The 25,054-nt window shown below is 66.1% G+C and carries 21 protein-coding genes and 2 pseudogenes; 14 read left to right on the top strand and 9 right to left on the bottom strand.

Translation table 11 applies throughout. The features are described 5' to 3' along the window. The first annotated feature begins 104 nt into the window (after positions 1–104). Entirely contained in the window at positions 105–254 is a 150-nt protein-coding gene (locus tag HPO96_RS20850) for a hypothetical protein (RefSeq protein ID WP_171675200.1), read from the top strand. Positions 255–266: 12 nt separating this feature from the next. On the opposite strand, the gene HPO96_RS20845 is transcribed toward HPO96_RS20850, so the two are convergent. The 3 genes from HPO96_RS20845 to HPO96_RS20835 form a co-directional block, all read right to left on the bottom strand. Beyond that, on the bottom strand, positions 267–854 hold the full coding sequence (locus HPO96_RS20845) for a hypothetical protein (RefSeq protein WP_171675199.1): 588 nt from the start codon (positions 852–854) through the stop codon (positions 267–269). Between the two features lie 71 nt (positions 855–925). Next, the gene (locus HPO96_RS20840; protein WP_171675198.1) at positions 926–2,230 is read right to left on the bottom strand and encodes a hypothetical protein; all 1,305 of its coding nucleotides are present in this window, start codon (positions 2,228–2,230) and stop codon (positions 926–928) included. Between the two features lie 285 nt (positions 2,231–2,515). After that, positions 2,516–3,811: a hypothetical protein gene (locus HPO96_RS20835; protein ID WP_171675197.1), complete on the bottom strand. Its 1,296-nt coding sequence runs from the start codon at positions 3,809–3,811 to the stop codon at positions 2,516–2,518. 627 nt (positions 3,812–4,438) lie between these two features. Here HPO96_RS20835 and HPO96_RS20830 point away from each other — a divergent pair. Beyond that, positions 4,439–5,182 (top strand): helix-turn-helix domain-containing protein, encoded by a 744-nt coding sequence (locus HPO96_RS20830; RefSeq protein ID WP_171675196.1) that lies wholly within the window; start codon positions 4,439–4,441, stop codon positions 5,180–5,182. A gap of 1,036 nt (positions 5,183–6,218) precedes the next feature. Here HPO96_RS20830 and HPO96_RS20825 read toward each other — a convergent pair. Further along, a pseudogene (locus HPO96_RS20825) lies at positions 6,219–7,157 on the bottom strand (integrase core domain-containing protein); the annotation flags it as partial. A 591-nt stretch (positions 7,158–7,748) separates the two neighbouring features. On the opposite strand from HPO96_RS20825, the gene HPO96_RS20820 reads away from it, so the two are divergent. The 12 genes from HPO96_RS20820 (at position 7,749) to HPO96_RS20765 (ending at position 21,199) form a co-directional block, all read left to right on the top strand. Continuing rightward, complete coding sequence (locus HPO96_RS20820) at positions 7,749–8,246, top strand: ImmA/IrrE family metallo-endopeptidase (protein WP_171675194.1); 498 nt, start codon at positions 7,749–7,751, stop codon at positions 8,244–8,246. Positions 8,247–8,657: 411 nt separating this feature from the next. After that, entirely contained in the window at positions 8,658–9,557 is a 900-nt protein-coding gene (locus tag HPO96_RS20815) for a hypothetical protein (protein ID WP_171675193.1), read from the top strand. Between the two features lie 4 nt (positions 9,558–9,561). After that, the gene (locus HPO96_RS20810) at positions 9,562–10,617 is read left to right on the top strand and encodes a toprim domain-containing protein (RefSeq protein WP_171675192.1); all 1,056 of its coding nucleotides are present in this window, start codon (positions 9,562–9,564) and stop codon (positions 10,615–10,617) included. A gap of 112 nt (positions 10,618–10,729) precedes the next feature. Beyond that, positions 10,730–11,452, top strand: coding sequence for a hypothetical protein (locus HPO96_RS20805; protein WP_171675191.1), 723 nt, complete (start codon positions 10,730–10,732; stop codon positions 11,450–11,452). 212 nt (positions 11,453–11,664) lie between these two features. Then, a complete protein-coding gene (locus HPO96_RS20800) occupies positions 11,665–12,252 on the top strand; it encodes a hypothetical protein (RefSeq protein WP_171675190.1) in 588 nt (195 codons plus the stop codon). Further along, positions 12,249–12,833, top strand: coding sequence for a CHAP domain-containing protein (locus tag HPO96_RS20795; RefSeq protein WP_171675189.1), 585 nt, complete (start codon positions 12,249–12,251; stop codon positions 12,831–12,833). The genes HPO96_RS20800 and HPO96_RS20795 overlap by 4 nt, the downstream gene beginning before the upstream one ends. Before the next feature lie 15 nt (positions 12,834–12,848). Beyond that, positions 12,849–13,139 carry a DUF6112 family protein gene (locus HPO96_RS20790; RefSeq protein ID WP_337796740.1) on the top strand — a complete coding sequence of 97 codons (291 nt, stop codon included), beginning with the start codon at positions 12,849–12,851 and terminating at the stop codon, positions 13,137–13,139. Positions 13,140–13,145: 6 nt separating this feature from the next. Continuing rightward, on the top strand, positions 13,146–14,369 hold the full coding sequence (locus tag HPO96_RS20785; RefSeq protein ID WP_171675188.1) for a TrbL/VirB6 family protein: 1,224 nt from the start codon (positions 13,146–13,148) through the stop codon (positions 14,367–14,369). Further along, entirely contained in the window at positions 14,366–15,790 is a 1,425-nt protein-coding gene (locus HPO96_RS20780; protein WP_171675187.1) for an SCO6880 family protein, read from the top strand. The genes HPO96_RS20785 and HPO96_RS20780 overlap by 4 nt, the downstream gene beginning before the upstream one ends. Beyond that, positions 15,791–17,194, top strand: coding sequence for an ATP-binding protein (locus HPO96_RS20775; RefSeq protein ID WP_171675186.1), 1,404 nt, complete (start codon positions 15,791–15,793; stop codon positions 17,192–17,194). A 5-nt stretch (positions 17,195–17,199) separates the two neighbouring features. Beyond that, complete coding sequence (locus HPO96_RS20770) at positions 17,200–18,954, top strand: type IV secretory system conjugative DNA transfer family protein (protein ID WP_171675185.1); 1,755 nt, start codon at positions 17,200–17,202, stop codon at positions 18,952–18,954. A gap of 1,009 nt (positions 18,955–19,963) precedes the next feature. Next, complete coding sequence (locus tag HPO96_RS20765; protein ID WP_171675184.1) at positions 19,964–21,199, top strand: Nramp family divalent metal transporter; 1,236 nt, start codon at positions 19,964–19,966, stop codon at positions 21,197–21,199. Positions 21,200–21,327: 128 nt separating this feature from the next. Here the strand turns inward: HPO96_RS20765 and HPO96_RS20760 are convergent, their stop codons facing one another. The 5 genes and pseudogenes from HPO96_RS20760 to HPO96_RS20740 all read right to left on the bottom strand — a co-directional run. Next, positions 21,328–21,957: a ferritin-like domain-containing protein gene (locus HPO96_RS20760; protein ID WP_171675183.1), complete on the bottom strand. Its 630-nt coding sequence runs from the start codon at positions 21,955–21,957 to the stop codon at positions 21,328–21,330. A gap of 12 nt (positions 21,958–21,969) precedes the next feature. Next, positions 21,970–22,632, bottom strand: a complete 663-nt coding sequence (locus HPO96_RS20755) for a ferritin-like domain-containing protein (protein WP_171675182.1) — start codon at positions 22,630–22,632, stop codon at positions 21,970–21,972. A gap of 69 nt (positions 22,633–22,701) precedes the next feature. Next, on the bottom strand, positions 22,702–23,409 hold the full coding sequence (locus tag HPO96_RS20750) for a class E sortase (protein WP_202886250.1): 708 nt from the start codon (positions 23,407–23,409) through the stop codon (positions 22,702–22,704). Positions 23,410–23,549: 140 nt separating this feature from the next. Continuing rightward, on the bottom strand, positions 23,550–24,524 hold the full coding sequence (gene trxB / locus HPO96_RS20745) for a thioredoxin-disulfide reductase (protein ID WP_171675181.1): 975 nt from the start codon (positions 24,522–24,524) through the stop codon (positions 23,550–23,552). 57 nt (positions 24,525–24,581) lie between these two features. After that, positions 24,582–25,054: pseudogene (locus HPO96_RS20740) on the bottom strand (cytochrome c biogenesis protein DipZ); the annotation flags it as partial.

The raw sequence follows: 25,054 nt of genomic DNA, 5'->3' as shown, positions 1-25,054 counted from the left end.
CGAGCTGATTAGTTCGCCAGCGCGCTCGCCTGGCTGCAACCCGATACGGCCCGCTTAAGTTGACGTGCCGCGGATTCGTCGCCGAACGCGCTACCTTCTAAGTCATGCGGTTGTCCGCCTCGGGCGTGGACGTCATCGGTTTGGCGTTGTCCGGCATCGCGTTGGTGGTCGCGGTCTTTGCTGCGGCGTTCGCGAAGAAGCAGGCAGATCACGCGAAGCGTCAGGGCGGCGGTCTCGCTCGATGGCGAGACTGACGCTCGCGGCGATCATTGCTGTCCGGTATGCCGATCCTTGAATCGGCGAGCTGCGACGATTCCCAGCCCCAACGTTGCGATCAGGACTGATCCGCCGATTGCGAGCAGAGTCGAGGCGGACGATCTGCGGTCAGTGGTCAGGTGGTTGTCGATGATCAGCAGGGCGGCGAAGGCGAGGCTGCTCAGGAAGGCCAGTACGAGGGCAGTTGCGGGTTGCCTGTTCGTCAGCTGAGAGTCGGCCCATCGCCGAAGGGTGACGGCCCAAAGCCCTGCGAATGTTGCGGCAGAGGCGGTGAGGAACACCGCGTGGTAGATGCCGGCAGCGTTGAAGGTGTGCGGAGCCGGCAGTGTCCAGTTCAGCTGCGGGTCGTCGTCGAGCAGCCACTGTAGTTGGGTGAGTGCCGCAGCGATGGCGCCGCCGGTCGCCGTGATGAGGAACCACCGACCGTCGTGAGGTGTGGATGGGAGCGTTCGATACGCGAAAGTCAGGCTCGCCAGCGAGATCGGTAGGAGGACTGCGTCGCCCCAGGTGGCGCTGAGGTAGTCCTTGAGTTCGAGTGCGCCGGCCGCGGCTGGGAAGTGCTGGGAGAGCGTCTTCATGACACCGAATCCGGCGGCGCTGATTAGGCCGCCAGCTGCGAGTGCCGCTCGGAGCGGAGTCATGCTTGAGGTTACGTGGTTCGGGATTGTTTGAGGAGCTTCAGCAGCTTGTCGAAGGCGCCAAGGACGACGACGGACAACGGGACGACGGTCAAGGTTGCGATCGCGTACGTCGTCAATCGCTGGAACAGCATGTGCCGGCGCAGGGTCGTCAGCCAAGAGTCCGGATGGCTGGGGCGTGAAGTTCGGCTGTGCAGTTCGATGATCCGTGCCCTTTGGCGGTCGAGGTGAGTGCGGTTGTTCTCCAGGGCGAAGGCGTAAAAGAAGAAGAACGGCGTGCCGAGGAAGATCGACGGCGTCTGGATCGCTTCTCGGAGATTGCCATCCGCCTGGGCCAGCGAGATCGCCGGGAGGGCGAGCGCGAAGCCCGAGAAGACCAGGTAGAGCAGTTGATCCTGCAACACAACGAAGGGGACCGGGTCTTGTGTCAGCTGTCTGTCGGCCATCGACTGGCCGGCGATGACTGCGCAGCTGATAGCGAGCACACTTGCTGCGCCGATCGCGGCTATCGTCACGACCAAGGTTGAGTTCAGTGACGCGCCGCGAGATCCGTGCCAGATGGCGTCGGTCAAGAGCCAGATCCAGGTCGAGGCGACTCCTGCCCCGGCGATGACTGCTAGGGCGGTAGTGGCGGCTGTTGGGCGGACGTCTTGGAGGCGGTCCACGTTGACGATGGTCGATTCGCTGAGCAGTGCGCCTGTGAGCAGGGCCGCCAGGATGAAGGCGGCGGTGTACCACTGCGGCATTTTCCCGGAGCCGGTTAGGTTGAATGCCAGGTAGGCGAGCCAGGAGAATAGCCCGGCGAGTGCGATCGCGACGGCCATGAGCTTGTTTCTGGTCCGCCTGTAGAGAAGCAGGTTGACGACCGCGACGCAGGCCAAGGCTGAGGCGCCGATCCAGACCTCAGACGCGCCGGCGGGCTCTCTGGCGGCGCCCGGCGTGTTGTCGCTCTGGAAGCGCAGTAGCAGGTAAACGAACGAGGTGCAGGCTCCCAGCGCCATGATGGACAGCCCCGGAGTGACTGTGTGGGGCTGAGAGGGTCCGGCGCTCGGGAAGGCGGCTTCGCGATAGCTGTCGTGCACCACAAGGTAGTAGAAGACGACCAGCATCACGCCGGGTACTCCACGGGCCCAATCGTATCCCTTCAAAGGCTCTTGTAGCGCGAAGATTCCTGGTATCAGGCCCAGTGCCACCGCGTACGCGAGAGACGCCGCCATGGACGGCCGGACTCTTGTGAGGGTCACCAAGAACGGGATGACGGTGGCCGCGATCGGCAAGAAGAATGCCAACGCCGGCTGGCCTACCAATGCCGTCATCGGTAGTGCGATCAGGACCAGCGTTGCGCACGACTGCCATCGAGGCGGCCTCACCGCGCGAAGCAGCAGTAGGTTTCCGACCCCGACGAGCGCAGCGCAGAGCAAGTAGACAAACGTTTCGGATGATGACATGACCATCCCCCCTTGCCACGCTCATCGCGGAATCGGCCACCGCGTTACACGGTTCGGGACGACAGGGCGCCATCGCAGATCCAAGTGGTCAGGCTGTGCGAACCTGAGGGGCTGGGGGCAAAGGTGATCGCCTCCGACCCTGTGGCAGTGCGATCAGGCCCAAGATCTCGACTGGCTCGATTTGATCAGCACACGCTCGGCCACGAATCTCACCAACGCGATGTCATGTTGCAGTAGTTCTTGGCTGTTCTGGTCAAATATGCGCAGCGGTTCGACGTACTGTCCGTCTTCTTTCGCGTGGACGATTCGGCATCTCAGGTTGTAGATACGATTTGCTGCTTCCGTCACCAATGCGGCATTCTTCTCCCGTCGGTGCAGGGGATGGATTCCTGATATGCGGGTTTTGTCGGCCAAGGCCTTCGCGGCGATCGGTCGCGAGTCCAGCCAGGCGGCCAACTCTTCCTCCTCGACGCAGGCGCCTACTGTCGTCGTTACCTGTTGGCGGTCGCCCAGGATGTTGCGGCCGGCGGTGAGCATGCCCACGACGCGCCCTAGTGCCGAGTCGTCTGCCAGATCGAACGCAGGGTCCTTGATCGCATTGCGAAGGCGAGTTACCGCGTCGCGGCGGGCGTATACCGGCGCGAAGTACTCAATGACTTGGTAGTACGCGAGGTACTGCAGACTCGCGGACTGCTGCGCTGTGAAGGTCCTGGCGTAAAGGTAGAGAGATGCGGCATCGGCGTTGTAGTCGTTAATCGGGAAGCGAGGGGTTGCGTCGACGGCGGGCTCGTCGCGGCTCTCGGCCGGCTGTGCTCGATGGGTCTTCAGTTGGCAAGCTACGTCGAAACAGATCGCGAGATCAACGAAGAAGGAGTTTGCCAATTCGTTCAACGTCTTCGCTACCCCACGATGGGGTTGACCTTGAAATCCAGAGATCACGAGGGCGGCACCCGTCTCGGAATGGCCGAGCAATTGAAGCGCCGTCGGTGAAGGTTGCGTAAGGCTTATCGAGAGGTTCTCGCTGCTCGAGCTCACCTTGAGTGTGTAGCCAAGTGAGGGTCGACCTGCCTGTTTCATCTCAATGCCGGGGACGTTCCGCAGTCCGTAAGATCGGCTGAGTTCGACGGCCGCAATGATCGATCCCTGAGTCGGATCCCAAATTGCGTCATATCCGTCAATGAGTAGCCACTGTTCGAAGGCGTGACCCTCCCAGGTCTCCATGTTCCTCTCATCGACGATCAAAGAACGCGTGTCTGCGCCGCTGGGCAGTTGAATGAAGCCGCTGACCGGCCCGGTGATCGTCCCGTCGAAGTCGCGCAATCGTTGCCAGCCACACTTGAGCCCTACGGCGGCTGCCCGGACCACGGTGCTGTGAATCGAGGGATGAACCGGCTCTTCGCCCCCCTGATACGTCGCGGTCGGCCAGGTCGAGGGGTCTTCGTCGGGCATGGCGGAAATCGTCCCACAGGCGAATCGCGTCGGTTAGATCACTCTGCACTCGGCCCGGCTCCGATCGCATCAGCGGGATCTGTCGCTCTGGGCGGTGTTCTGCTGGCGGGTGTTCTACCGCAGTGGAGTGACGCGATGCAGCCGCGGTGGGCGGTGGTTACGTTGGCCGAGGAGACGCCTGTCTTGAGTTGGCTGTGGCTTGGGATGTGTTTGGGCGTCCGCGGCCGAGGGTTGCCGGGTCGCGTTATGAGCTGCGTTGTGTGTTCCCACGGGAGATGTTGTGCAGTCGGCTGAGGGGTTTCGGATCGAAGGGGGCGAGGGCACGACGCCTTGGCCGCCGAAAGTGGTCACTAGAGAGACCTCGAATGGGCGAGGACGGCTCGGGTGTGTCATCGCTGTTGGCTGACAGGCGGTTTCAGCCGGAACGCACGATGCTAACAAGAAGGATCACTGCGCCAGTCAACGTGGTGCAAGCAACGATGAGCTTGGCGCACGAGCCGATGAGCTTTGTCGCAGCATCGATGCGTGTTGCTGCGCGGAGTAGGCGGCTGCTGGCGGAACCTTTCGTCATGCCAGCCATCCTGATGCCTACATGACTTCGGATCCACCCTCACATACATTGTGATGGTGAAGCTCGTTGAGGACCACTTGCGCGGCCCACGCCAGGGTGATGGCGCGATCTTCCCCGCCTACTGCTCCGATCCTCCAGGAGCGTCGCTCAGCTCAGTGACGTTCCGAAATCCGTCACGCGGGACTGCTTCGGGGCGTCAAGCGCCCGATCGTTTCGGGCTCTGGCTTTATCAACACGATAGCTTCGCGCCAGAGTGGCCGCTGCCGGTCGATGTGCCCACCGCCTTGCGGGGGTTTAGGACGGTGCTCGGCCTTAGCCAGGTAAAGTTCGCCGACGCCCTCAAAGTGACCAGAGTGAACGTCGAACGCTGGGAGACCGGGCGGGCGAAGCCGTTCCGCGGTCACGTGCACGCGCTGATCAGTTTGGTTCGTCCACTTGTTTCGGATGCCGCGTCAGCGGGTCAGCTGCTGAATCTGGCTGCTGCAGCTGTGTGCCCCAAGCTCACCAGGCCGGCCGCGACATACTCAGGCGACGAGATTCGGCGGCACCTCATCGATGGACGATACGACCACGGCGATCTTGCGCCAGCGCTGTTACATGCGCTCGTCTCTAGTCGCGTCCTGGTGCCGCTCAATGAATCTGACCCCGAGGTCGAGGCAGATTACATTCCATTCGTTGGAATTCGAAGCTTGGATCAGGTTAGCGATCCGTGGGATCTCGAGTTGCAAAAGATTGCCCGTAGCCTCTCGCCGGAAGATCGAGTGATGTGGTTCGCGCTCGGTGCACGACTGCGCAGATGACGTGATGCTCGCCCACCTGCCCAATTCTGCGTCCGCACACTCCTTGATGTTTGTCCGACACGGTGGTGCCAGCCGAGCACCCCGGGTGGTTCAGGGGACTGTCCCGGTTCGGTTGACTCCTGACCTGTGAGGACTTGGTCCTTGCTGGAAGGATGCCCGTTATACCGAAGCTTTCCCCTGAGGAGCTCTGTTGTGACGTGGTTGCGGTCGCCCGCAAAGGCGAGGCCCCGATCACGCAGATCGCGAGGGACTTCGGGATCCCAGTCGTGTATGACTCGTCCGGCATGCTCCTCAGTGCCTCGTCCCGCCGGCCGAACGGGAGTGGGCGGCTGTCTGACGTGCCTGACTTGGTGGTTGAGATGTGACGATCCAGATGCGTGTCGTCGCGAACCACTCCAGAGCGAACCCGAACGTGTGCGGATCGCGGACGTGGGCGACCAGGGCGGCCTTGCCTCCGCCGTTTGCTGGGCGCCAGTCCAGGATCACGCCGGGGCGCCAGCGGTCGCGGTCGTCGACTCGTACGTACACCCAGCAAAGCCTTTGACGGGGGTCTGGCTCGATAGGGGGCGTGTAGATGCGACTTCGGCTGCCCATGACCCAAGAGTAGAACATGTGTTCGAGCACATGGCTTCCGCCTTAGAAGTGTCCGTGTGATGTCTCAGGACATGGGTGACGGTTCTGTGTCAGGACATCGGTGACAGTTGATGTCTCAGGACTTCGGTGACGGTCGGGTGCTTGGGCCGGGTGGTTTGGCGTTGCCGACGTAGGTGGTGCCGGGTGCGGGTCGGGTGTGTTCGATGAGGATTTCGCCTTCGAGGGTGGTGATGGTGATCTTGTTGTCGTTGGTGATGACGAGGACCTGTTGGAAGCGGTGCTGGGCGCCGATCATGTATTGGACTTTGTTGAGGTAGAGCACGCCGGCGCTGGTCAGTTTCTTGACGATGGTGCCGTCAGGCAGGTGTGCGGGTTTCGGGGCGTGGGCGGGTCGGGGCGGCGCGGGAGGCAGGCGGATCAGGTCGTGGGCGGGGCGGGGTGTCTCGGTCTTCTCGGTGGCCTGCCAGGCGGTCTGTGGGGTGACGCGGCCGGGGAGTGCTTGGTGGGGTCGTTGGGTGTTGTAGATGTGGTCGAAGGTGTCGACCTGGGCCTGCAGTTCGTCGAGGGTTTCGGCGAGTGGTTGTTTGTCGAGGTAGCGGAACAGGGTCTGGTGGAAGCGTTCGTTCTTGCCCTGGGTGGTGGGTTTGTAGGGTTTGCCGGTGATGGGTTCGACGCCGAGTGCCATGAGGTGGACGACGAACTGGCCCAGGAGTCCGCGGCGTGACGGGGTGAGCGCGATGCCGTTGTCGGACAGCAGTCGTTGCGGGACGCCGTGCGCGGTGATGGCTTTGTCGAACACGGTGATGGCGGCTTGTGAGGTCTCACCCCAGGTGACGTGGGAGGCGACTGCGTAGCGGGAGTGGTCGTCGATGAGCTGGAAGATCACGCATCTGCGGCCGCGGGTGAGGACGTATTCGGTGGCGTCGAGTTGCCAGCAGGCGTTCGGAGCCGGATAGACGAACCGGCGCCACGCGGCCCGGGGTTTCTTCCTGAGCTCGCGTCGCGCGACACCGGCTGCGCGGAAGATCCGGGTCAGCGAAGCGACCGAGGGCACAGCTTGCAGGCCGATGGCGTGCATTTTGTCGTGCACGCTGATCGGGCCGTGGTCGAGTCCGGACTGCTCGAGTGCAGCCCGGACCCCGATTGCCTGCTGTGTGGTCTCGTCGGCCAGTTTCGACGGGCTCGTCTTCGGCCGCCGCGATCGTGGTTCGAGTGCCGCTGCGGGCCCGTCGGTCAGGCTCCGGCGGCGGATCTCGTAGAACGTCTTGCGGGAGATGCCGTGTTCGGCACAGAACGTCGTGACCGCCCCGCGAGGCGCATCGGACGGCCACTGCGTGATCGCGAGACGGACACGAGGATCAACAAGTTCGTTCTTCGGCACCGGCGCAGTCGACCCGCTACCGGTGTCACCGCCCCGCCCGAAGTGTCACCACCAACAACCCTCAAACCGTCACCGATGTCTCACCACAGAACTGTCACCTATCTCCTGAGACATGACACCTTAGAAGTGTCCGGCGGAGTTGAGCTGAAAGTCGGCTCGGTGGATCCGTTGAGTCTCTCGAGATGGACTTCGGGAGGCGTGATGAGCAGGTTCCAGGTCAGGAGTGCTGACCTTCGTCGGGTGTTCGAGGCGGAGGTTGGTGGGCGGTCGTCGGTGGGGCGTTGGGTGCGTTGGCTCGATTCTGCGGCGGTGTTGCGCGGTCAGAGTTTCCGGAACGTCTTGTTGATCAGGTTTCAGCTGCCCGAGGCGACGTGGGTGAACGAGCTGGAGTTCTGGCGGCGGAGTGGGCGGAGAATTGCTCGGGGGGAGTCTGGGATTCGAGTTCTGCCTGGCGCGGGGGTGGCGGCGGGTGCTCGTGATGGGTTTCGGCGACACGATGTGGCGACGGTCTGGGACGTCACGCAGACCGCGGGCGGGAGTCCGGCTCTGCCGTCAATCGCGGCGGCTTCGCCGGCGGAGTTGGTGTCTGCCTTGACCAAGGTGGCAGGGGTATCGGGTTTCGGCGTCCGTTGGGCTGAGTCTGAGATCGCGGCGGTTTCCTGGGTCGATCGTCGTCGTCGGCAGATCGTGTTGAGTCCTGAACTTGGTGCTCGTGATGCGGCTGGGCGGATCGCTCATGAGCTTGCGCATCTGCGGATGCACAAGCTGTCGAGCGGGTCGGTCTGCCGGGGCCTGGTCGAGTTCGAGGCGGAGTGTGTCGCGTACGGGGTGCTTGCGCGGTGCGGTGCCGTGGGTGACGGTGTCGTTCCGGAGCGTTTAGTGGCGTCTGCGGCCGCGGTTGGCCTCAGGCCGCCGGCGCGATTGGTCGACGCGGTCGGTACCCGAGTCGTGAACGCCGTCGGTCGGATCGCGGGCGTTGTCGAAACTCATCTTGGCCAGAGCGGGGAGCCGGTGCGCGACCGGTCGCCGCGACTCCATGACGATCTGACAGGTACTTGTCGTGAGCAAGGACCTGACCTGGTGCTCTGAATGTGAAGTCCTGGAATGGTGAATCCAGGTTCCATCGGCATCGGTCTTTGGCGACGTTCCTGGTCATGGACTTTGTGGGTGGTGTTCCTGATGAGCCAGGGGACGACGTTCGTCGGCTGCCGAGTTGGACGATCGCGCGTCTGATCGGGCTGCTGGAGGTAGGGATCGATACGGCGGGCGCTCAGCTGGCCCGTTCGGCGGGCTTGAGCTTCGACTGGACGGACGATGACGCCGTCCTGGTTCGGCGCGTTCGTCGTGTTGATCCGCGGTCCGCTGATCACCTTGCGTACGAGGAGCCGGAGTCGCGTATCGAACTCTTGTAGTTCCTGGAATCAGGAAACCAGGTTACGGGCTTGGTCGCGCGAGCTGACCTTCGTAGCTGTCATGCACGACAGCGATGGAGGAGGACCTGTGAGCGAGCCGGGGTATGTGGTGTCGGATGAGGAGCGGCGGCGGTTGCTTGAGGCAAATGCCGCGGCGGCGCATTTCTTCCGGCGCGAGTTGCTGCGGACGGGAAGTTCTTGGCCGGGGGAGTATCTGAGGGCTCGTGGTGCGGAGGATGTGCTGACCGTCAACGCGGATTGGAAGGTCGGTTACGCGCCGGACACGTGGACGAGTCTGACGGAGCATCTGCACGGTAAGGGGTTCAGTAACTCGACGCTGGTCAAGGCGGGGCTGATCGAGTGGAACGCGCAGGGTGATGCGGTGGATCGGCATCGGGATCGGTTGATGCTGGTGGCGCGTGATCATGGGCTGTCGCCGGTTGGGTTCATCGGTATCGGGCAGGACGGGCAGGCGCGGTCGGTGAGTCCGGTGACGGCGATCTATCGCCCGACGAACGTGCTGACGGGTATCGAGGAGCAGCTGGATCTGCTGGCGCAGGGCGCGGTTCCGGTGATTGTGGACGATCCTGCGGATGCGATCGCGGTGACGAAGCTGAGCCGCGAGTTCGAGGGGCAGTGGGCGGGCATCCCGGTGTGTGAGGGCGGGTTGTCGACGGCGCAGGCGCGGATGGTGCGGCGCTACAGCCTCACCGATAAGGCGATTGTTGTGACGAGGGGGACCGAGCGGTCTCGGCAGGAGGGCATCGGGCATGTGTTTGATCTGAGTTACTTCTTCGACCGGGTCCGGGTTCTCAAGCTGACGATGGGGATCTCGGAGGCCGTGGTTCGTGGCGGCGCGACGGAGCAGCTTGTCGAGCTGCTGTCGGGGCCGCGGCGTTTCATGGATTTCCGGGTTTCCGAGGATGCTCGTGGGGGATTGAGGGCTGAGGATCTCGATCCGCCTGATCGAGGGCCGGGACTGGGATGAGCCGATGGTGCACATCGCGGTCGAGTTGCATCGGCGGGCACAGGTCTTCTACCGGGGGCAGCTGGAGCGGCGGCCGGACGGGTGGGCGGCGGCTCACCTGCGTGAGCGTGGTCTGGGAGCGTTGCTGACGGCGCCTGGCTGGTGTGTCGGCTACGCGCCGGCGGCGTGGTCGGGGCTGACGGACCATCTGCGCGGCGCGGGGTTCTCGGGTGAGAGTCTGGTCGCTGCGGGCTTAGCAGTTCCGACGATGAATGGCTACCTGGTCGACCGATTCCAGGACCGGATCATGTTCGCTGTCGAGAACGCCGACCTCGAGGTGGTCGGATTCAGCGGGCGCTCGCGCGGCGGCCGGATGCGGTATCTGCACGGGCCTACGACCGAGGTGTATCGCAAGTCCGAGGCGACAGTCGGGATGATCGCGCAGCGGGGGAAGCTGCTCAACGGCGCCGTGCCGGTCCTGGTCGAGGGCGTTATGGACGCCGCGGCCGTCGACCAGCTCGGAGCCGGGTGGGCCGGGATATCGACGTGTGGGACGGCGGTCAGTGCGCAGCAGGCGGCGATGATCCGGAGGTGGTCGCCGGCGAACCAGATCGTCGTGGCGTTCGATCCGGATCTGGGCGGGCGCCTCGGGGCTGTGCGGAGTCTGGAGCCGCTGGGCACGGAGTTCGGCGCCGTCCGGGCGGCCGTCGTGCCGCAGGGGCACGATGTCGCGTCGCTGTTCCAGGAGTCGCCGGGTCGGTTGCGTGAGTGTCTTGGCTCGGCGGTGCCGCTGGCTGAATTCGCGATCGATGTCGAGCTGGCGAAGTGGGAGCGGGTCCTGGATCACCTGAGCGGTCAGGTGAACGCGCTGCGGGCCGTGGTCCCGTTCGTTCGGCAGCTGCCGGCCCTGCAGGTCGCACGGGAGATCGCGCGGCTGTCCGAGCGGCTGAACATCGAGCCCGGAGTGGTCACCCGCGAGCTGCTGACACCCGCGCGCGACCGGTCGGCGCGCCGCGGCCGGGGAGCCGGGGCCGAGGAGGAGTCCTGGAATCGAAATCGCGGCAATTCCAGGACTCCTTGAATTAGTGATCCAGGTTCTGGCTCGCGGCGTCCGGCAGCAGATTGGTGGCACGGCAGTACGACGAGAGGAGCCGGAGCGATCCGCTTCTCCTTCCCCGAGATGGAGTGACTCGATGACAGAGGAGTTGGAGGTACTCATCGCCGATGCGGCTGGATCGGGTTGGGCGGAAGGTCCGTCCAGGCGATTGGCCGAGGGGATCGAGGAGCGGATCGTGGCACCGCTGTCGAGCAGGCTGCGGGCAGCGCTCGGGTACGACGAGGCCAGTCAGCTGGCTCGGGTGATCGCCTGGGAGCGGTGCCGCGAGCTGGCGGGCTCGCCGCCGGCACAGGGGGTCTCGTGGGGCTACCTGAACAACCTGGTCCGGTGGCGGCTGACGGATCTGCTGCGTTCGGAGCTGGCCAGGCGGCGCCGGTTGTCGCTGCTGGCCGAATTCCCCGAACAGGAGGTGGTCGCTCCTCGGTTGGGCGACCACCTGGATCGCATCGTCGACGAGTTGGAGCGGGGCGGGTTGTCTGCGGTGACGGCTCGGTCGCTGGTCCGGGCGGCGGCGGACGGTCCGCCGTACTACCGGGCCGCGATCGTGCTGCGGTTGCGGCGGGTCGGTGCGACGGGGGAGCAGGCCGAGGCGTTCAGCTGGCTGCTCCGCGGCGGCGCCGGCAGGCCGTCGGCGCTGGCCCGGCTCGCATCTGGGCAGCCACCGGAGAAAGTCTTCTCAGAACCCGACGTCCGGCGCTGGATCTGGGCTGCTTCTGGCCGTGACCTGCGGTTTTTCGGTCGAAGCGGCGCTCTCGGCCGCCGCCGGCTGGTCGGTCTGGGGCAGCTCGCAGCCGCCTGATCCGAAAAGTCTCCCGGGCTGATCCGTTGATGCCCGGTATGACGCACAACTCCTCACACGTACCCCGCCACAACTGGCTCGTTCGGTACTACCGCGCGCAGCTCAGGTTCAACCTGCACGTTCTGTCCGCGCTCCGCATCCTCCCGCCGCCTCTGGCGTCGCTGGGGTTCGCGTGGCTGCGGCGTACCCAAGTCCCCAAGAGAGGAACCACTGTGAAGCATCCGATCCGGTCCAAGATCGTGATCCCCACCGCCATCGCGCTCGGCGTCACCCTCGTAGTGCTACTGGCCGGCTGCGGCCAGCGGTCACCACAGGCGATCGAGCCCGAGGCGGGCAGCACGGTCGATATCGGCTCGCGGCAGCTCGATGAGTGGAAGCGGCCGGTCACCAAGGACCCGCACGCCTACGCGTTGGCGTTCGCGAAGGTGATCTGGACCTACGACACGGCCAGGCACGACTACTCGGACTGGCGCGACGGCGTGAGTACGTTCGCGGGTAACGCGCCTGGCGGTATCGCGGTGGCGCGGAGTCTGTTGCCGACGTGGGCGGAGTTCGATCAGCTCGCGATCCAGAAGGCCCGCGGGTCGGTGTTCGAGGTCACCGCGTCGACGACGCCGGAGCTGGACAGCCTGCGGTTGCGCCAGGGTCTGCCGGAGGGTTGGCGGGCGTTCATCTTGCGCGGTAAGCAGTCCGTGGTTACGGGCGACAAGTCGACGGTGATCGAGCGGCGAGCGTCGGTCAGCGTGGCCTGCACGTCGATCTGCAGCTTCTGGTCGGGGTCGGGCGAGATCTCGTTGTGATCGTCAAGCTGACGCTGGCGGGCGCGCTGCTCGCCAGCGGGCTCGGCCTGGTCGCGCCCCTGGCGATCGCCGCCCACTCCAGCAGCGGCGACATCTGTATCGCGACACCGACCGAGGAGGTCCCGCCCGACTGCGACACGACGACGCCGCCACCGCCACTGCCGGCTGGGACGGACGCCGGATCGCTGCCCGGTGCTGATGCTGCGGTGGGACGGGCGTTGCGGCTGGTCGGTGGCCACGGCTACTACCAATTGTGCGCGCGGCTGGCGGCCAACATCTGGGGCCGGCCGCGGTCGGGCTATTACTCGGCCGCGGTGCAGTGGCGCCACATGGTCGAGACCGGCCAGGCGCGGCGCGGTGACCGGAGTCCGCCGGTCGGCGCGCTGCTGTTTTGGGACACCGGCGGCGTCTTCGGACATGTCGCGGTCTACATCGGCGGCGGCCAGATCGTGTCCAACGACATCGGCGATTCCGTGGCCGGTGAAGGCGGTGTCTACCAGGTCCCGTTCGAGCGCATCGAGTCGCAGTGGGGCTCGAGGTATCTCGGCTGGTCTCCTCCGATCTACTCCACCCTTGAATGAGCGAAGGAAGTCCCCGTGTTCAGTCTTCTCATCACTGCCGATCCCGGCATCAAACCGAACACCGACGGGCTGCCCGGCCTGCCGGCGCTTCGGCACATGATCGGCGCGCTGCTGCCGTTCGGTCTCGCGGTCTGCGTCGCGGTGTTCGTCATCTCTGCCGCGGCGTGGGGGCTGGGCAGTATCAACGGCAACGCCGGCTACGCGAGCAAAGGCAAGTTCGGGTGCCTGGTCGCGGTCGGCGCGGCGATCTTGATCAGCTCGGCCAACGGGATCATCCGCTTCTTCAGCGGCATCCAGATCGCCTGACCCGCGATGGACTGGATTCAGTGCTTGATCAACCCGACCGCGTGTGTCGCCGCGGGTGCTGCGGAGTCGGCGTCGGAGTCGATGTGGCAGTCGTTCGTTGAGTGGATGGCGAAAGGGATGTCCGATCTGACGACGTACGTGTTCACGTCGTTCAGCGAAAGTACTTCGCCGCAGTTCGACCAGGCGTGGTGGAACGAGAACCTCGGCCTGATGGTCGCGATCTCGCTCCCGATCCTGGTGGCGATGTTCATCTTCCAGTGCCTGTCCGCCCTCGTCCGCCGTGAGCCCGGACGCCTGGGCCACGCCGTCGTCGGCGCGCTGGTCGGGACGGCGGGCGTCCCGCTCGCGGTCGCCGTGGTTGCCGGGCTGGGCCGGGTGGTGGATCAGATCTCGGGCGGGATCCTGCAGGGGACTCCGTCGGCGGTCGAGTCGTTGAAGAGCATGGTGACGCTGACGGCTGAGCTTTCGCTGCCGACGCTCGGCGGCAGCATGATGACCGCCATCACGCTCGGCCTGCTCGCGGTGTTATCGCTGTATTTCGTGATGCTGATCCGCGAGGTCGCGATCGTCGCGTTTGTGGTGTTCGCGCCGATCGCGATGACCAGCTGGACCTGGTCGGCGACCCGGCACTGGCTGCGCCGCTGGATCGAGATCGTCGCCGCTCTGCTGTTCTCGAAGATCGCGATGGCGATGATCTTCACCCTCGGCCTGTCGGCCACCGGCAACGCGACCGTGAACGGCGACACCAGCATCGGCACGTTCCTGACCGGGATTCTGCTGTTCGCGATGGCAGCGTTCGCGCCGCTGGCGACGTTCTCCTTCGTCCACTGGGCCGGTGACCACGCCGGCGCCGCAGCGCAGCTGTTCCAGCAAGGCGCGGTCGGAGCTTCCGCGCTGAAGCAGCGGGCGGAACAGGGCTACGGCTGGGCCGCGCACCACTTCGGCGGTTCCAGCGGCGGTGGCGATTCGTCGCCGGTCGTCGGAGACCAGACGCCGGGCGATGGCAAGTCGTCCGACGAGCAGACCGGCCTGTCTCTGACGCCGGGTGCGGAGGTGGTCGTTGTTGACCACAGCACATCCGCCCCGCCATCGGCAGGCAGCGATCACGACTCCGGAGGGAGCTCGGCCACTGCCGTCGCCACCAGTCAGGTCGCGGTGAGCGGCCAGGAGCCGACACAACAGTCCGACACCGCAGGCAGTTCCGACACCCAGGGAGGAGACCAGCGATGACCAGCCCAAGCACCTTGACTACTCGATTCCCACGACCCGAACGCAACGCGGTACTGCTCGGACTCCGGCCGGTCCAGGTCGCCCTGACCTTGGCCGCGGTCATCATCGCGACGCTGGCCTTCGTCAATCAGTTGCCCATGGCCCCGATGATCGGCGCGCTCTCGGTCGCCACGGGGTGCTTGGCGGTCGCGTTCCTGCGTGCCGAGGAGGTCCCGCTGTGTCGGTGGCTGGTACTGCGATTGATGCATCTCGTACGGCGGCGCTCGCACCGGGCCGACGTGGTCGAGCCGCGCCAGCACGGCCGGCTGCAGCTGCCGGGAGGCGGCGGCGTCCTGCGGATGCTCACGACGTCCGCCGGGATAGGCGTCGTTCACGATCCGCGGCGGCGCCGGCTGATCGCGGTCGCGAAGATCGAAGGCCCAGCGCACCTGCTGCAGAACACCGACGAGCAGGACCGCCGCGTCACTGCATACGGGCAGCTGATCGCCGGCCTGTGCCAGAGCAACCGGATCGCCCGCGCCCAGGTGCTTGAGCGGACGCTGCCTGATCCCGGCGACGAACTCGGCGCATGGGCCCAACAGAGGGACGTCGACCCAGCCACGGCGGCCGGTGCGATCTACACCGACCTGCTGCGGCAAGCAGCGCCCGCGGCCGCGCGGCACGAGACGCTGTTCAGCCTCGCGATCGATCTGGACGCAGTCGGGCGGGAAGTCCGCAAGCACGGCGGCGGGATCCTCGGCGCGACCGCCGTCCTGGAGTCCGAGGCCCGCGCGTTCCAGACCTCGCTGGCTGCCGCCGGCGTCGCGGGCTGCTGGCTCAACGCCCAGGAGCTCGCGATGAGCCTGCGGGTCGCGTTCGACCCGGCCGCAACCCGCACCATCCCCTCACCCCAGGCCCTGGATGCGTCGGAGGCCGGGCCACTGGCGGTCGACGAGGACTGGGACCAACTCCGCACGGACTCATCGTTCCACCGCGTCTACGTAGTCACCGAATGGCCCCGCGTCCGCGCGAGCCCGTCGTTCCTCAGCCCACTGCTCCTGAAACCCGGCATCCGCCGGACGTTCAGCCTCGTGCTCCAGCCGATCCCGATGTCGAAAGCACTCCGGGACGCGCGCCGACACCAGGTCGAACGCGTCACCGACCGCGCGACCCGCGCCAAAATCGGCCAACTGGAAACCGAAGAAGACCGCCAGCTCGACGCCGACGTCGCCCAACGCGAACGCGACCTGGCCGCCGGACACGGCGACGTCCGCTGGCTCGGCCTGATCGTCGTGTCCGGCGACACCCAAGAAGCCCTCGACGACGCCTGCATGGAAATCGAGATCGCCGCCACCCAAGCACTCCTCGACGTCCGCCGCCTCGTCGGGCAGCAGCTCGAAGGCTTCATGGCCGCCGCCCTTCCGTTCGGGATTGGACTCTGAATGAAGCAGCAATCTGCCTACTACGAACTCGACGGCGTCGACCGCGCCACCCGCAAAGCCAACCGCGCCCGGCGCGCAACCAGCCCGGTCGGCCGCGGTGCGGCGGCGCAGTCGCTGGAGACGGCGTCCGGGAGCAGTCCCAAGCTGATGGTCGATAAGCACCGGGCGACGACGCGGATCTTGCAGACCGCGTATCCGTTCCTGGCCGAAGGCGGACTTGGCGCCGACGGCACCTACATCGGCTCGGACGTGTTCAGTGGCGGCTCGTTCGTCTACGACCCGTGGGTCCTCTACCAAGACCGCGTCATCACCAACCCCAACGTCCTGCTCGCCGGCGTCATCGGCAGCGGAAAATCATCCACCGCCAAAGCGCTCATCACCCGCTCACTCGCGCTCGGCCACAAGGCCTACGTCCCGTGCGACCCGAAAGGCGAGTGGACCGCGGTCGCCGAGGCCATGGGCGGCTCGACCATCAAACTCGGCCCCGGCCTCCCCACCCGACTCAACCCCCTCGACGCCGGCCGCCAACCAGCGACTGTCGACGACGACGAATGGGACCGCATCGTCTGGTCTCGCCGCCGGGCACTGCTCGGAACGCTCGCGGAATCGACCCTAGGCCGCCCGCTGGCCGCGATCGAACACACCGCCCTCGACCTGGCCCTCGAGACCGCCTGCGCCCAGACCGGCGAGCCGACCATCCCGGACGTCGTCGTCGCACTGTTCACCCCGGACTCCGCCCGCGCCGACCGCGCCGGACTACGCAGCGTCGCGCTGGTGGCCGACGGGCGCGAAGTCGCCCACGCGATCCGGCGCCTGGTCCACGGCGACCTGTCCGGGATGTTCGACGGGCCGTCGACCACCGAGTTCGACCCGGCCCTGCCGATGGTCACCCTCGACTCGTCCTGGCTGAGCAGCGGCGGCAACGACCAGGCCCTGCGCCTCACCCTCGCCTGCGCCTCGTCCTGGCTCGAGGCGGCCGTCGCCGACCCGGCCGGCGGCAACCGGTTCATCCTCTACGACGAGGGCTGGCGCGTCATGCGAGACCCCGCGCTCCTGCGCCGCATGCAGGAACAGTGGAAGCTGTCGCGCGCCTGGGGCGTCTCCAACATCCTCATCGTCCACCGACTCTCCGACCTCGCGGCCGTCGGCGACATCGGCTCCGAAGCGCGAGCGTTGGCCGAAGGGCTGCTCGCTGACTGCTCGACCCGGATCATGCTCCGCCAAGAATCCGACCAGCTCGCCCGTACAGCCAGCCTCCTCGGGCTGACCGACGTCGAGATCGCCACCATCGCCAAGCTCCCGAAAGGCCGGGCGCTGTGGCGGCTCCCGGCCCGGTCGTTCGTCGTGCAGCTGGTCCGGCATGCTCGCGAGGTCGCCCTCTTCGACACCGACGCCCGGATGTGACCGCGATGAACCAGCGCTCCGGGCACGACCTCACCGACACCCTCCTCATCGCAGGCGCCGTCCTGTTCGCCTTCACCGGCGTCCTCTACGCCGCCGGCGGGATCGCCAGCTTGCTGACTACCGGCGAATGGGTTACCACTCCCTGGATCGATGCACTTCGAGCGCCGCTGAATCCTGGGAATCCGGGGGCGGCGTTTGGCATGACCCCGGCGCAGCTGCCGCCGACCGTCTACTGGGTGACTGTCGCTGTCGTCCTCGGCGTGCCGCTCGGCGCCGTCTACGCCGGCCTGCAGGTCTGGCAGCACCGCAAAGCCGGCACCGCCAGCCGCGCCCGCGTTGTCGCCGCACGACCGGGTCTCGCCACGCGCGGCGAGATCGAAGTCGCCGTCGGACGCCGCCAAGTCATCCGCCGGGGGAGAAGCGCCCGCCCCCAAGCGCCAACCGCATCGCCGTCCGAGGTCGGAACCCTGCTCGGCCACGCTCGTGGCCGCGAATGCTGGGCCTCGGTCGAAGACTCCCGCATCGACGTCGGACCACCCCGCTCCGGCAAAGGACTCCACCAAATCATCGCCGCCATCATCGACGCCCCCGGTGCCGTCGTGACCACCTCCACCCGCCCCGACAACCTCGCCGCCACCCTCGAACGCCGCCGAACCATCGGCCCCGTCGCCGTCTTCGACCCCCAAGCCCTCGGCCGCACCGAAGGCATCCGCTGGTCACCCGTGCGAGGCTGCGAAAACCCCACCACCGCCATCGTCCGCGCCTCCGGCCTTGCCGCCGGCGCGGGGTTCGCCAAAGGCAACGTCAGCGACGCCGCCTTCTGGCACGGCCAAACCGAAATGGCACTGCGCGGCCTCCTCCACGCCGCCGCCCTCGACGACACCGGCATCGCCCAGCTCTACCGCTGGAGCCTCGAACCAGCCTCCGCCATCGAAGCCGTCACCATCCTCAACCGCGACACCGACGCCGCCGAAGGCTGGGGCGACACCCTCGACGGCATCGTCCGCATGGACAGCCGCACCCGCGACGCCATCTGGGCCGGCGTCCGCTCCGCCCTCTCCGCCCTCGCCGACCCCGCCGTCCGCACCGCCTTCGACCCACCACCCGACCAAGGCCTCGACCCCGCGAGCTTCATCCAGCAACGCGGAACCATCTACCTCCTCGGCACCGGCGCCGGCGCATCCGCCACCTCCGCCTTCATCGCCGCACTCCTCGAAGACATCACCGAATCCGCCCGCCAGATCGCCGCCCACAACCCCGGCGGCCGACTCGAACCACCCCTCGCCCTAGTCCTCGACGAGATCGCGAACCTCTGCGCCGTGCCTTCCCTGCCGGGCCTGATGGCCGACGGCGGCGGCACCGGCATCTCCACCCACGTCGTCATTCAGTCCCTCGCGCAAGCCCGCGAGCGGTGGGGCGAACAAGCCGCAGCCGCCATGTGGGACGCCGCTACGCTGCGCCTGATCCTCGGCGGCTCCGCCCAACCGCGAGACCTCCAAGACCTCGCCGCCGTCTGCGGCGAACGCGACGAAGAAATCCGCAACTGGAGCCGCGACCCCAACGGCGGCCGCACCACCACAACCAGCACCCGCCGCCTCCCCATCCTCCCGCCCGACGTCATCCGCACCCTCCCCTTCGGCACTGGCATCCTCCTCGCCCGCACCGCACCACCCATCCTCCTCAACATGACCCCCTGGCCCGACCGCCCGGACGCCGACGCCATCCGCCTCAGCATCGCCCGAGCCACCATCCACCCATGACCTACAACCACTCTTACGGTCTAGCGCCGACAGATCCGCTGGTCGTCTGCTGGCGCGACTTGGACAGCGCAAGCGCAGCAGAAGAAGTAGGTCGTCTGACGGAGTGGGTCGTTTGGGTCGCTGGACGCTATAACCTCGACCACAAAGTAGTACCGCCATGCTGGCCCGAACACGGCGCCGTCATCGAAGAGCTGTCTGCCCTTCGCACCTTCTGGGAATCCTGCTACCAGGACGATGCCGGTCCATCGGAGCCGCTCGCGTTTCACCGAGACCTGACCCTGGCGCTGCGCCGTCTACGGGACTGGACATCGTTGCTCGGCTGCTCACGAACGAACCACCGATCTGAGGTGTCACCATTAGGCGCCGGGCCGTAAGGAGCGGTGCTGGCCGAGCCAGGCACCCGGACAGTTCACGGAGCTCGGAGCGAGTACAGCGGCGGGTCGGTCGGGCCGCTGGGCACACCGAGAGATCTGTCGAGAGCTGACCCATCCGCGTCGCCGACCGTTCCGAAGTCATGCTGGGAGCAGTATTGCTCGCGGGGCGCCACCTCCATAGCCCGGATCCCGTCCGCCCGAACGGATCCGGACAGCGTCCCGCTTCCCGACCTCTTGTACAGGAGAACGCCGTGGACTATCACTCGGGCCTCAGTATCGTGATCGGGTCTGTTCAGCTGACTTCCGGAGCCGGTGCACACCTGACCGGCCCTCGATCCTGATCGGTCAATAGCCTCACGGCCGATCAGCCGTCTGGCTGTCGCCGACGCAGTGTTCTGAGTGCGCTGCCACAGTCGACATCCAGACAACCTCCAGAGGTTTCCCCGGTGCCGGACCCGAAAGGATCCCCTGTCTCGCTTTCTTGCGGACGGCGGGATTCGGACCGGTGAACTGCGCGGATGACCACCGGCCACCGGCACCGGGGAAACCTCCCTCGTCTACCTGCGTGCACCGATCTGGCTGTGGAGTGGCTCCGAACGATTCAGGTCCTGTGTCGTCGAGCGAGAGGCTGGAGCATGTATGCACCGGCTCCACTGAAACGCCAGCTGAACCGGTCTGGTCTACTACTGCTCGGTCCGGCCTTCGTTGCTGCGGTCGCGTATGTGGACCCGGGCAACTTTGCCACCAACATCGCCGCTGGTACGACGTACGGGTACCTGCTCTGCTGGGTGGTAGTGGGGGCCAACTTGATGGCCGTGCTAGTCCAGTACCTGGCTGCCAAGGCCAGTATCGCAACCGGGCGCACCCTGCCGCAGTTGTGCCGCGACCAGTTCAAGCGATTCACCTCGACCGGGTTGTGGGCGCAGGCAGAACTGGTAGCGATCGCAACAGACCTGGCCGAGGTCGTCGGTGGTGCGATCGCACTGAATCTTCTGTTCGGGGTACCGCTGCTCGTCGGCGGCGTGATCACCGGTCTGGTTTCGTTCGCGTTGCTGATCTACCAGTCGAAACGAGGCCAGCGGCCGTTCGAAGCGGCGATTGGGGGGCTGCTCGCGGTGGTACTGATCGGATTCGTAGTCTCGACAGTGCAGTCACACCCTTCGGGTGCGGCGGTGATCGGCGGTCTGGTACCGCGCCTGGACGGCACCGACTCGCTGGTCTTGGCCGCGGGCATGCTGGGTGCGACGGTGATGCCGCACGCGATCTGGTTGCACGGTGCACTCGTCACCGACCGCCACGGTAGGACGCTGCGATCAGCGGCCGGCAGGCTGCAGGTGCTCAAGGCAACGAGGTTGGACGTCGGGATCGCGATGGCGCTGGCCGGAGCGGTCAATCTGGCCATGGTCGTGGTCGCTGCCGCCGCACTCCAGGGATCCGGCGCAGACACCTTGGAGGCGGCGTACCAGGCATTCGGGGACAACCTCGGCCGAATGCCCGCACTCCTGTTCACCCTGGCCCTGCTCGCGTCCGGTTTCGCCTCGTCCTCGGTTGGCACCTACGCCGGTTCGGTGATCCTGGAGGGCTTCTGGAAGCGCCACGTTCCGCTGGCCGTTCGCCGGTTGATCACCTTGCTGCCGGCGCTGGTGATCCTCGCTATCGGGATCGATCCGAGCCGGGCTTTGGTGGTTTCACAGGTGGTGTTGAGCTTCGGGATCCCGTGCGCACTGTGGCCTTTGGTTCGCATCACGGCGTCGAAGTCGGTGATGGGGGAGCTGGTCAACCGCTGGCAGACCACTTTGGTGGCCTGTGTGGTCGCCGCGGCGATCACCTCTTTGAACGTCGTACTGATCGTTCTCACCGTGCGCGGCTGAAGAACGTCACCAGTTGGTGGACGCACGATCCTTCGAGGCGGTCGACGAGACTCGCGGGTCGTGCGCACAGGTCAGACTTCAGAACGGGCCGGCCTCCCCAGGGGAGACCGGCCCGTTCTGTGCGCGGATCAGTAGGTGATCGCGGCAACCACTTTGTCCGGGTCGACCAGGAACGGTGCGACCGCCTGCAGGACGTCGCCCTTGGCGATGCCCTTCTCGTACGCTCCCTGATACACACCGCCTTCGGCCTTCAGGCCGAGCAGGTTGCCCACTACCGCGGCGTGCCGGGCCTCGACGCCGAAGATACCGGCGGCCGCCTGCAGGATCATCTTGTCCTTGACGAACCCGGCCGCGCCCAGGTAGGCGCCGACGCCCTTGTTCTCGAAGACGTGGGCGGTGGTCAGGTAACTCTTGCGGCTCTCGAACGCCCCGCCGAAGTCGACCGCCGGCGCGCCGATCGGCGTACCGCCGAGCTTCTGGATCGTCGCCGTCAGGGTCGCCACGTGCGATGCCTCGTCGGCCCCGATCTGCATCAGGTACTGCTTCTCCTTGCCCTTGACCAGATCCGCGGCGTTACCTTGCCGGTAGAACTCCGCCTCCAGGTACTCGAGCGCGAGCGCGTAGTTCAGCACCTCGATGTCGTTCCTGAAGTCCTTGGCGCTCGCCAACGCGAACCCGTTGTTCAAGGCGCCGAGGGCGACGCCGGCCGGTACCGCGGAGGCGTTGCCGTGGATCAGGTCTGCAGTGGTGTCTGTCATCAGCTGTTCCTCCTACTTCGCAAGGAAGGGCATGGCGGCCTTGAGGACCGGACCCATCGCCAGGTTGGCTTCGATCGGCGCCGGGAACGGATTTCCACCGGTGATCTGGGCAATGATCGCGGCGTGCCGGGACTCGACTCCCGCGATCGAAGCAGCAGCGCCCAGTAGTTCGGGGTTCTTCACCAAGGTCACCTGGCCGTGGTACGCCTTCACACCGAGTTCCTCGAAGGTTCCCGCCAGTTTCAGGAAGTTGGCCCGGTTGGAGAAGGTGCCGTCCGGGAACTTCACCTTGGGCTGGGCCACCGGTTTGCCGCCCAGGTCGGTGATCGTGGTGCGAACGACCTTGACGTGGTCGGCCTCGTGCTGCTGGATCGGGTCGACCAGTTCGAGCTCGCGCCCCTTCAACAGGTTCGCCTTCAGACCTGCGGTGTAGAAGGCGGCCTCGAGGTACTCCAGCGTGAGCGCGTAGTTGAGAATGTCCAGGTCGCTCGCGTTCGCGTCGCTCGCGCCGTAGCCACGATCGGCGGTGCCGAACGCCACCGGGTCACCGGCTCGGCTCGCGACGTACGTGAGGCCCACACCGATCAGAGCTGCGTTCCGCAGGAAGCTTCGCCGATCCTGCTCGGCTGCGAACTCGAGGACCGGGCAGCCCCCGAAGATTGCCTTGATACCCATGACTCTCCTAGCTGCGTTGAGACGGTATGCATCAGGTTCGTACTGGGTTCAGGGGAACTATCGACCTCCTCAGCCGGCGCGCGCCTGCACGACGATGCGCTGGTAGTGGGCGGTGATCGGATTGCAGGCGAACAAGGTGAGCAGCTTGTCGCTGGACCGCGTGGGCTGCTTGAGCACGAACTTCACGTAGTCGGCCTGCGGCACGATCGTGGTCTTGAACACCTTGTACGTCGTGGTCCTCGCCCCGACCGTGACCTTGATCGGGTCACCCGGACGGAGCTTGTCCAGGTGCAGGAACGGCTTCTCGTTGGTACTGCGGTGCCCGCTGATCACAGCATTACCCACAACACCTGGCAGCGGCGTACCGGGCCAGTGCCCAACCCCCTGCACGAGGGCGGCCTCGTCAACGCCGTTGTTGAGCTCGTCATCGAGTCCCAGCCGAGGGATCGCGAGCCGGCCGAGCTGCAACTGCTCACCCGGCCTGGCCTTGATCGCCTCGATCGGGACCCCGGACGCCGGATTCTCCTCGCCCGGCGCGAACTGCGACTCAACCGGCTCGCCATTGCGCAACTGCTCAAGCATCCTGTTCACCAGCGCATCCGGCTCCGAAGCGCCGCTTGCACCTGTGGACGGCTTGGCCGCGGGGGCGGTCTGTGCCTCACCTGTCGAACGTGGTTGCTCACCGTCCGGGCCCACGATCACCACACCGACGGTGACAAGAGCCGCGAAGCCGACACTCGCCGCCAACCATCGATAGATCGGTTTCCAGGTCTTCATGCCGCTGACCATCTCCTCACGAGGCGGTATCACTTGAGCTTCGTAGGCAACCGGACTGCGGATAGGTGACGTGGCAGGGAATCTCCGGGTGAGGTGCTCCCGGGACAGAGCGCGGGTCCCGAATTCGGTGCAGAACAAGCTCAACTCACAGCAACACGGAGTCCTGATATCGCCTCGAAGTCGAGGGCGGCCAGGTAACGCTCGGCGTCCAGCGCGGCCGAGCAGCCGGTGCCGGCGGCGGTGATCGCTTGGCGGTAGGTGTGGTCGACGAGATCTCCGGCGGCGAAGACTCCGGACTGGTTGGTGTTCGTGGAGCCGTCGCGGACCAGGACGTAGCCTTCGTCGTCCAGCTCGATCTGGCCTTCGAGGAGCTCGGAGCGGGGGTCGTGACCGATGGCGATGAACAGGCCGGTGACGGGCAGTTCGCGGGTGTCGCCGGTGACGGTGTCGCGCAGGGTGATCCCGGTCAGTTTGTCCGCGCCCTGGATCGAGGCGACTTCGGAGTTCCAGGCGAACTGGATCTTGTCGTTACCGAAGGCCCGTTCGGCCATGATCTTGGAGGCGCGGAGTTCGTCGCGGCGGTGCACGATGGTGACCTTGTCGGCGAAACGGGTGAGGAAAGTTGCCTCCTCGATCGCGGTGTCCCCGCCACCGATGACGGCGATCTCGTGGTTGCGGAAGAAGAATCCGTCGCACGTCGCACACCATGACACGCCGTGCCCGGACAGACGTTCCTCGTCGGGCAGGCCGAGTTTCCGGTAGCCGGAGCCCATCGCGAGGATCACGGTTCTTGCCTGGTGGACGGCGCCGGTCGAGTCGGTGACCGACTTGATGTCACCGGTCAGGTCGACAGCGACAATGTCGTCGGCGACCAGTTCGGCGCCGAACCGGTCGGCTTGGGTGCGCATCTGCTCCATCAGTGCCGGGCCCATGATGCCGTCGGAGAATCCGGGGTAGTTCTCGACCTCGGTGGTAGTCATCAGGGCACCTCCGGCGGTGACCGAGCCTTCGAAGACGAGCGGCTGCAGTTGTGCCCGGGCCGCGTACACCGCGGCTGTGTATCCGGCCGGGCCGGAGCCGATGATGATGACGTTACGGATGGTCGACTCGGTCATTTCGGGTTCTTTCTGCGGGGTTGCAGTTCAGAGGTGCCCGGGGGTGGGTAGACCGGCTCAGCCGAAGCTGTAGGTGAAGGCCGAGAGGCCGGGGCTGTAGGTCACGGTCATGGTCTTGCGTTGCTGCGACGGGAGATCCACGAGCTGGTAGGCGTTCGGCGTACCGGAGACCTTGATGGTCTTGTCGGGCAGGCCGGGAACGGAGACCGTGACGGTTCCTTCGCCGGACAGGACGTGGAACACCTTGGCGGCGTTGAAATTCAACCGGCTCTGCGAGGACTTGGTCGAGGTCACTGACTGCGTGCCGACGACCCAGTCACCGCCGAGGCTGAAGGTATCGTCCGGCTGCTCGGGGTTGAGGCCGAAGGCAACGGTCTTGTTCGGGGTGAGCTTGCCGCTGCCCTGCAGGTTGGTCGAGCGCGAGTAGCCCAGGTAGGTCTCCGGGGTGGTGCCCTTGGCGCCGATCGTGTCGGCCTGCACGGTGCCGTCCACGCGTGCGGGGAGCTGGACCGCCGGGTTCGCCTCCTTGA

Origin of the sequence: Kribbella sandramycini (genome assembly GCF_013131805.1) — a bacterium.
Taxonomy (GTDB): Bacteria; Actinomycetota; Actinomycetes; order Propionibacteriales; family Kribbellaceae; genus Kribbella; species Kribbella sandramycini.
This window is presented reverse-complemented; position numbering and strand designations above follow the sequence as displayed.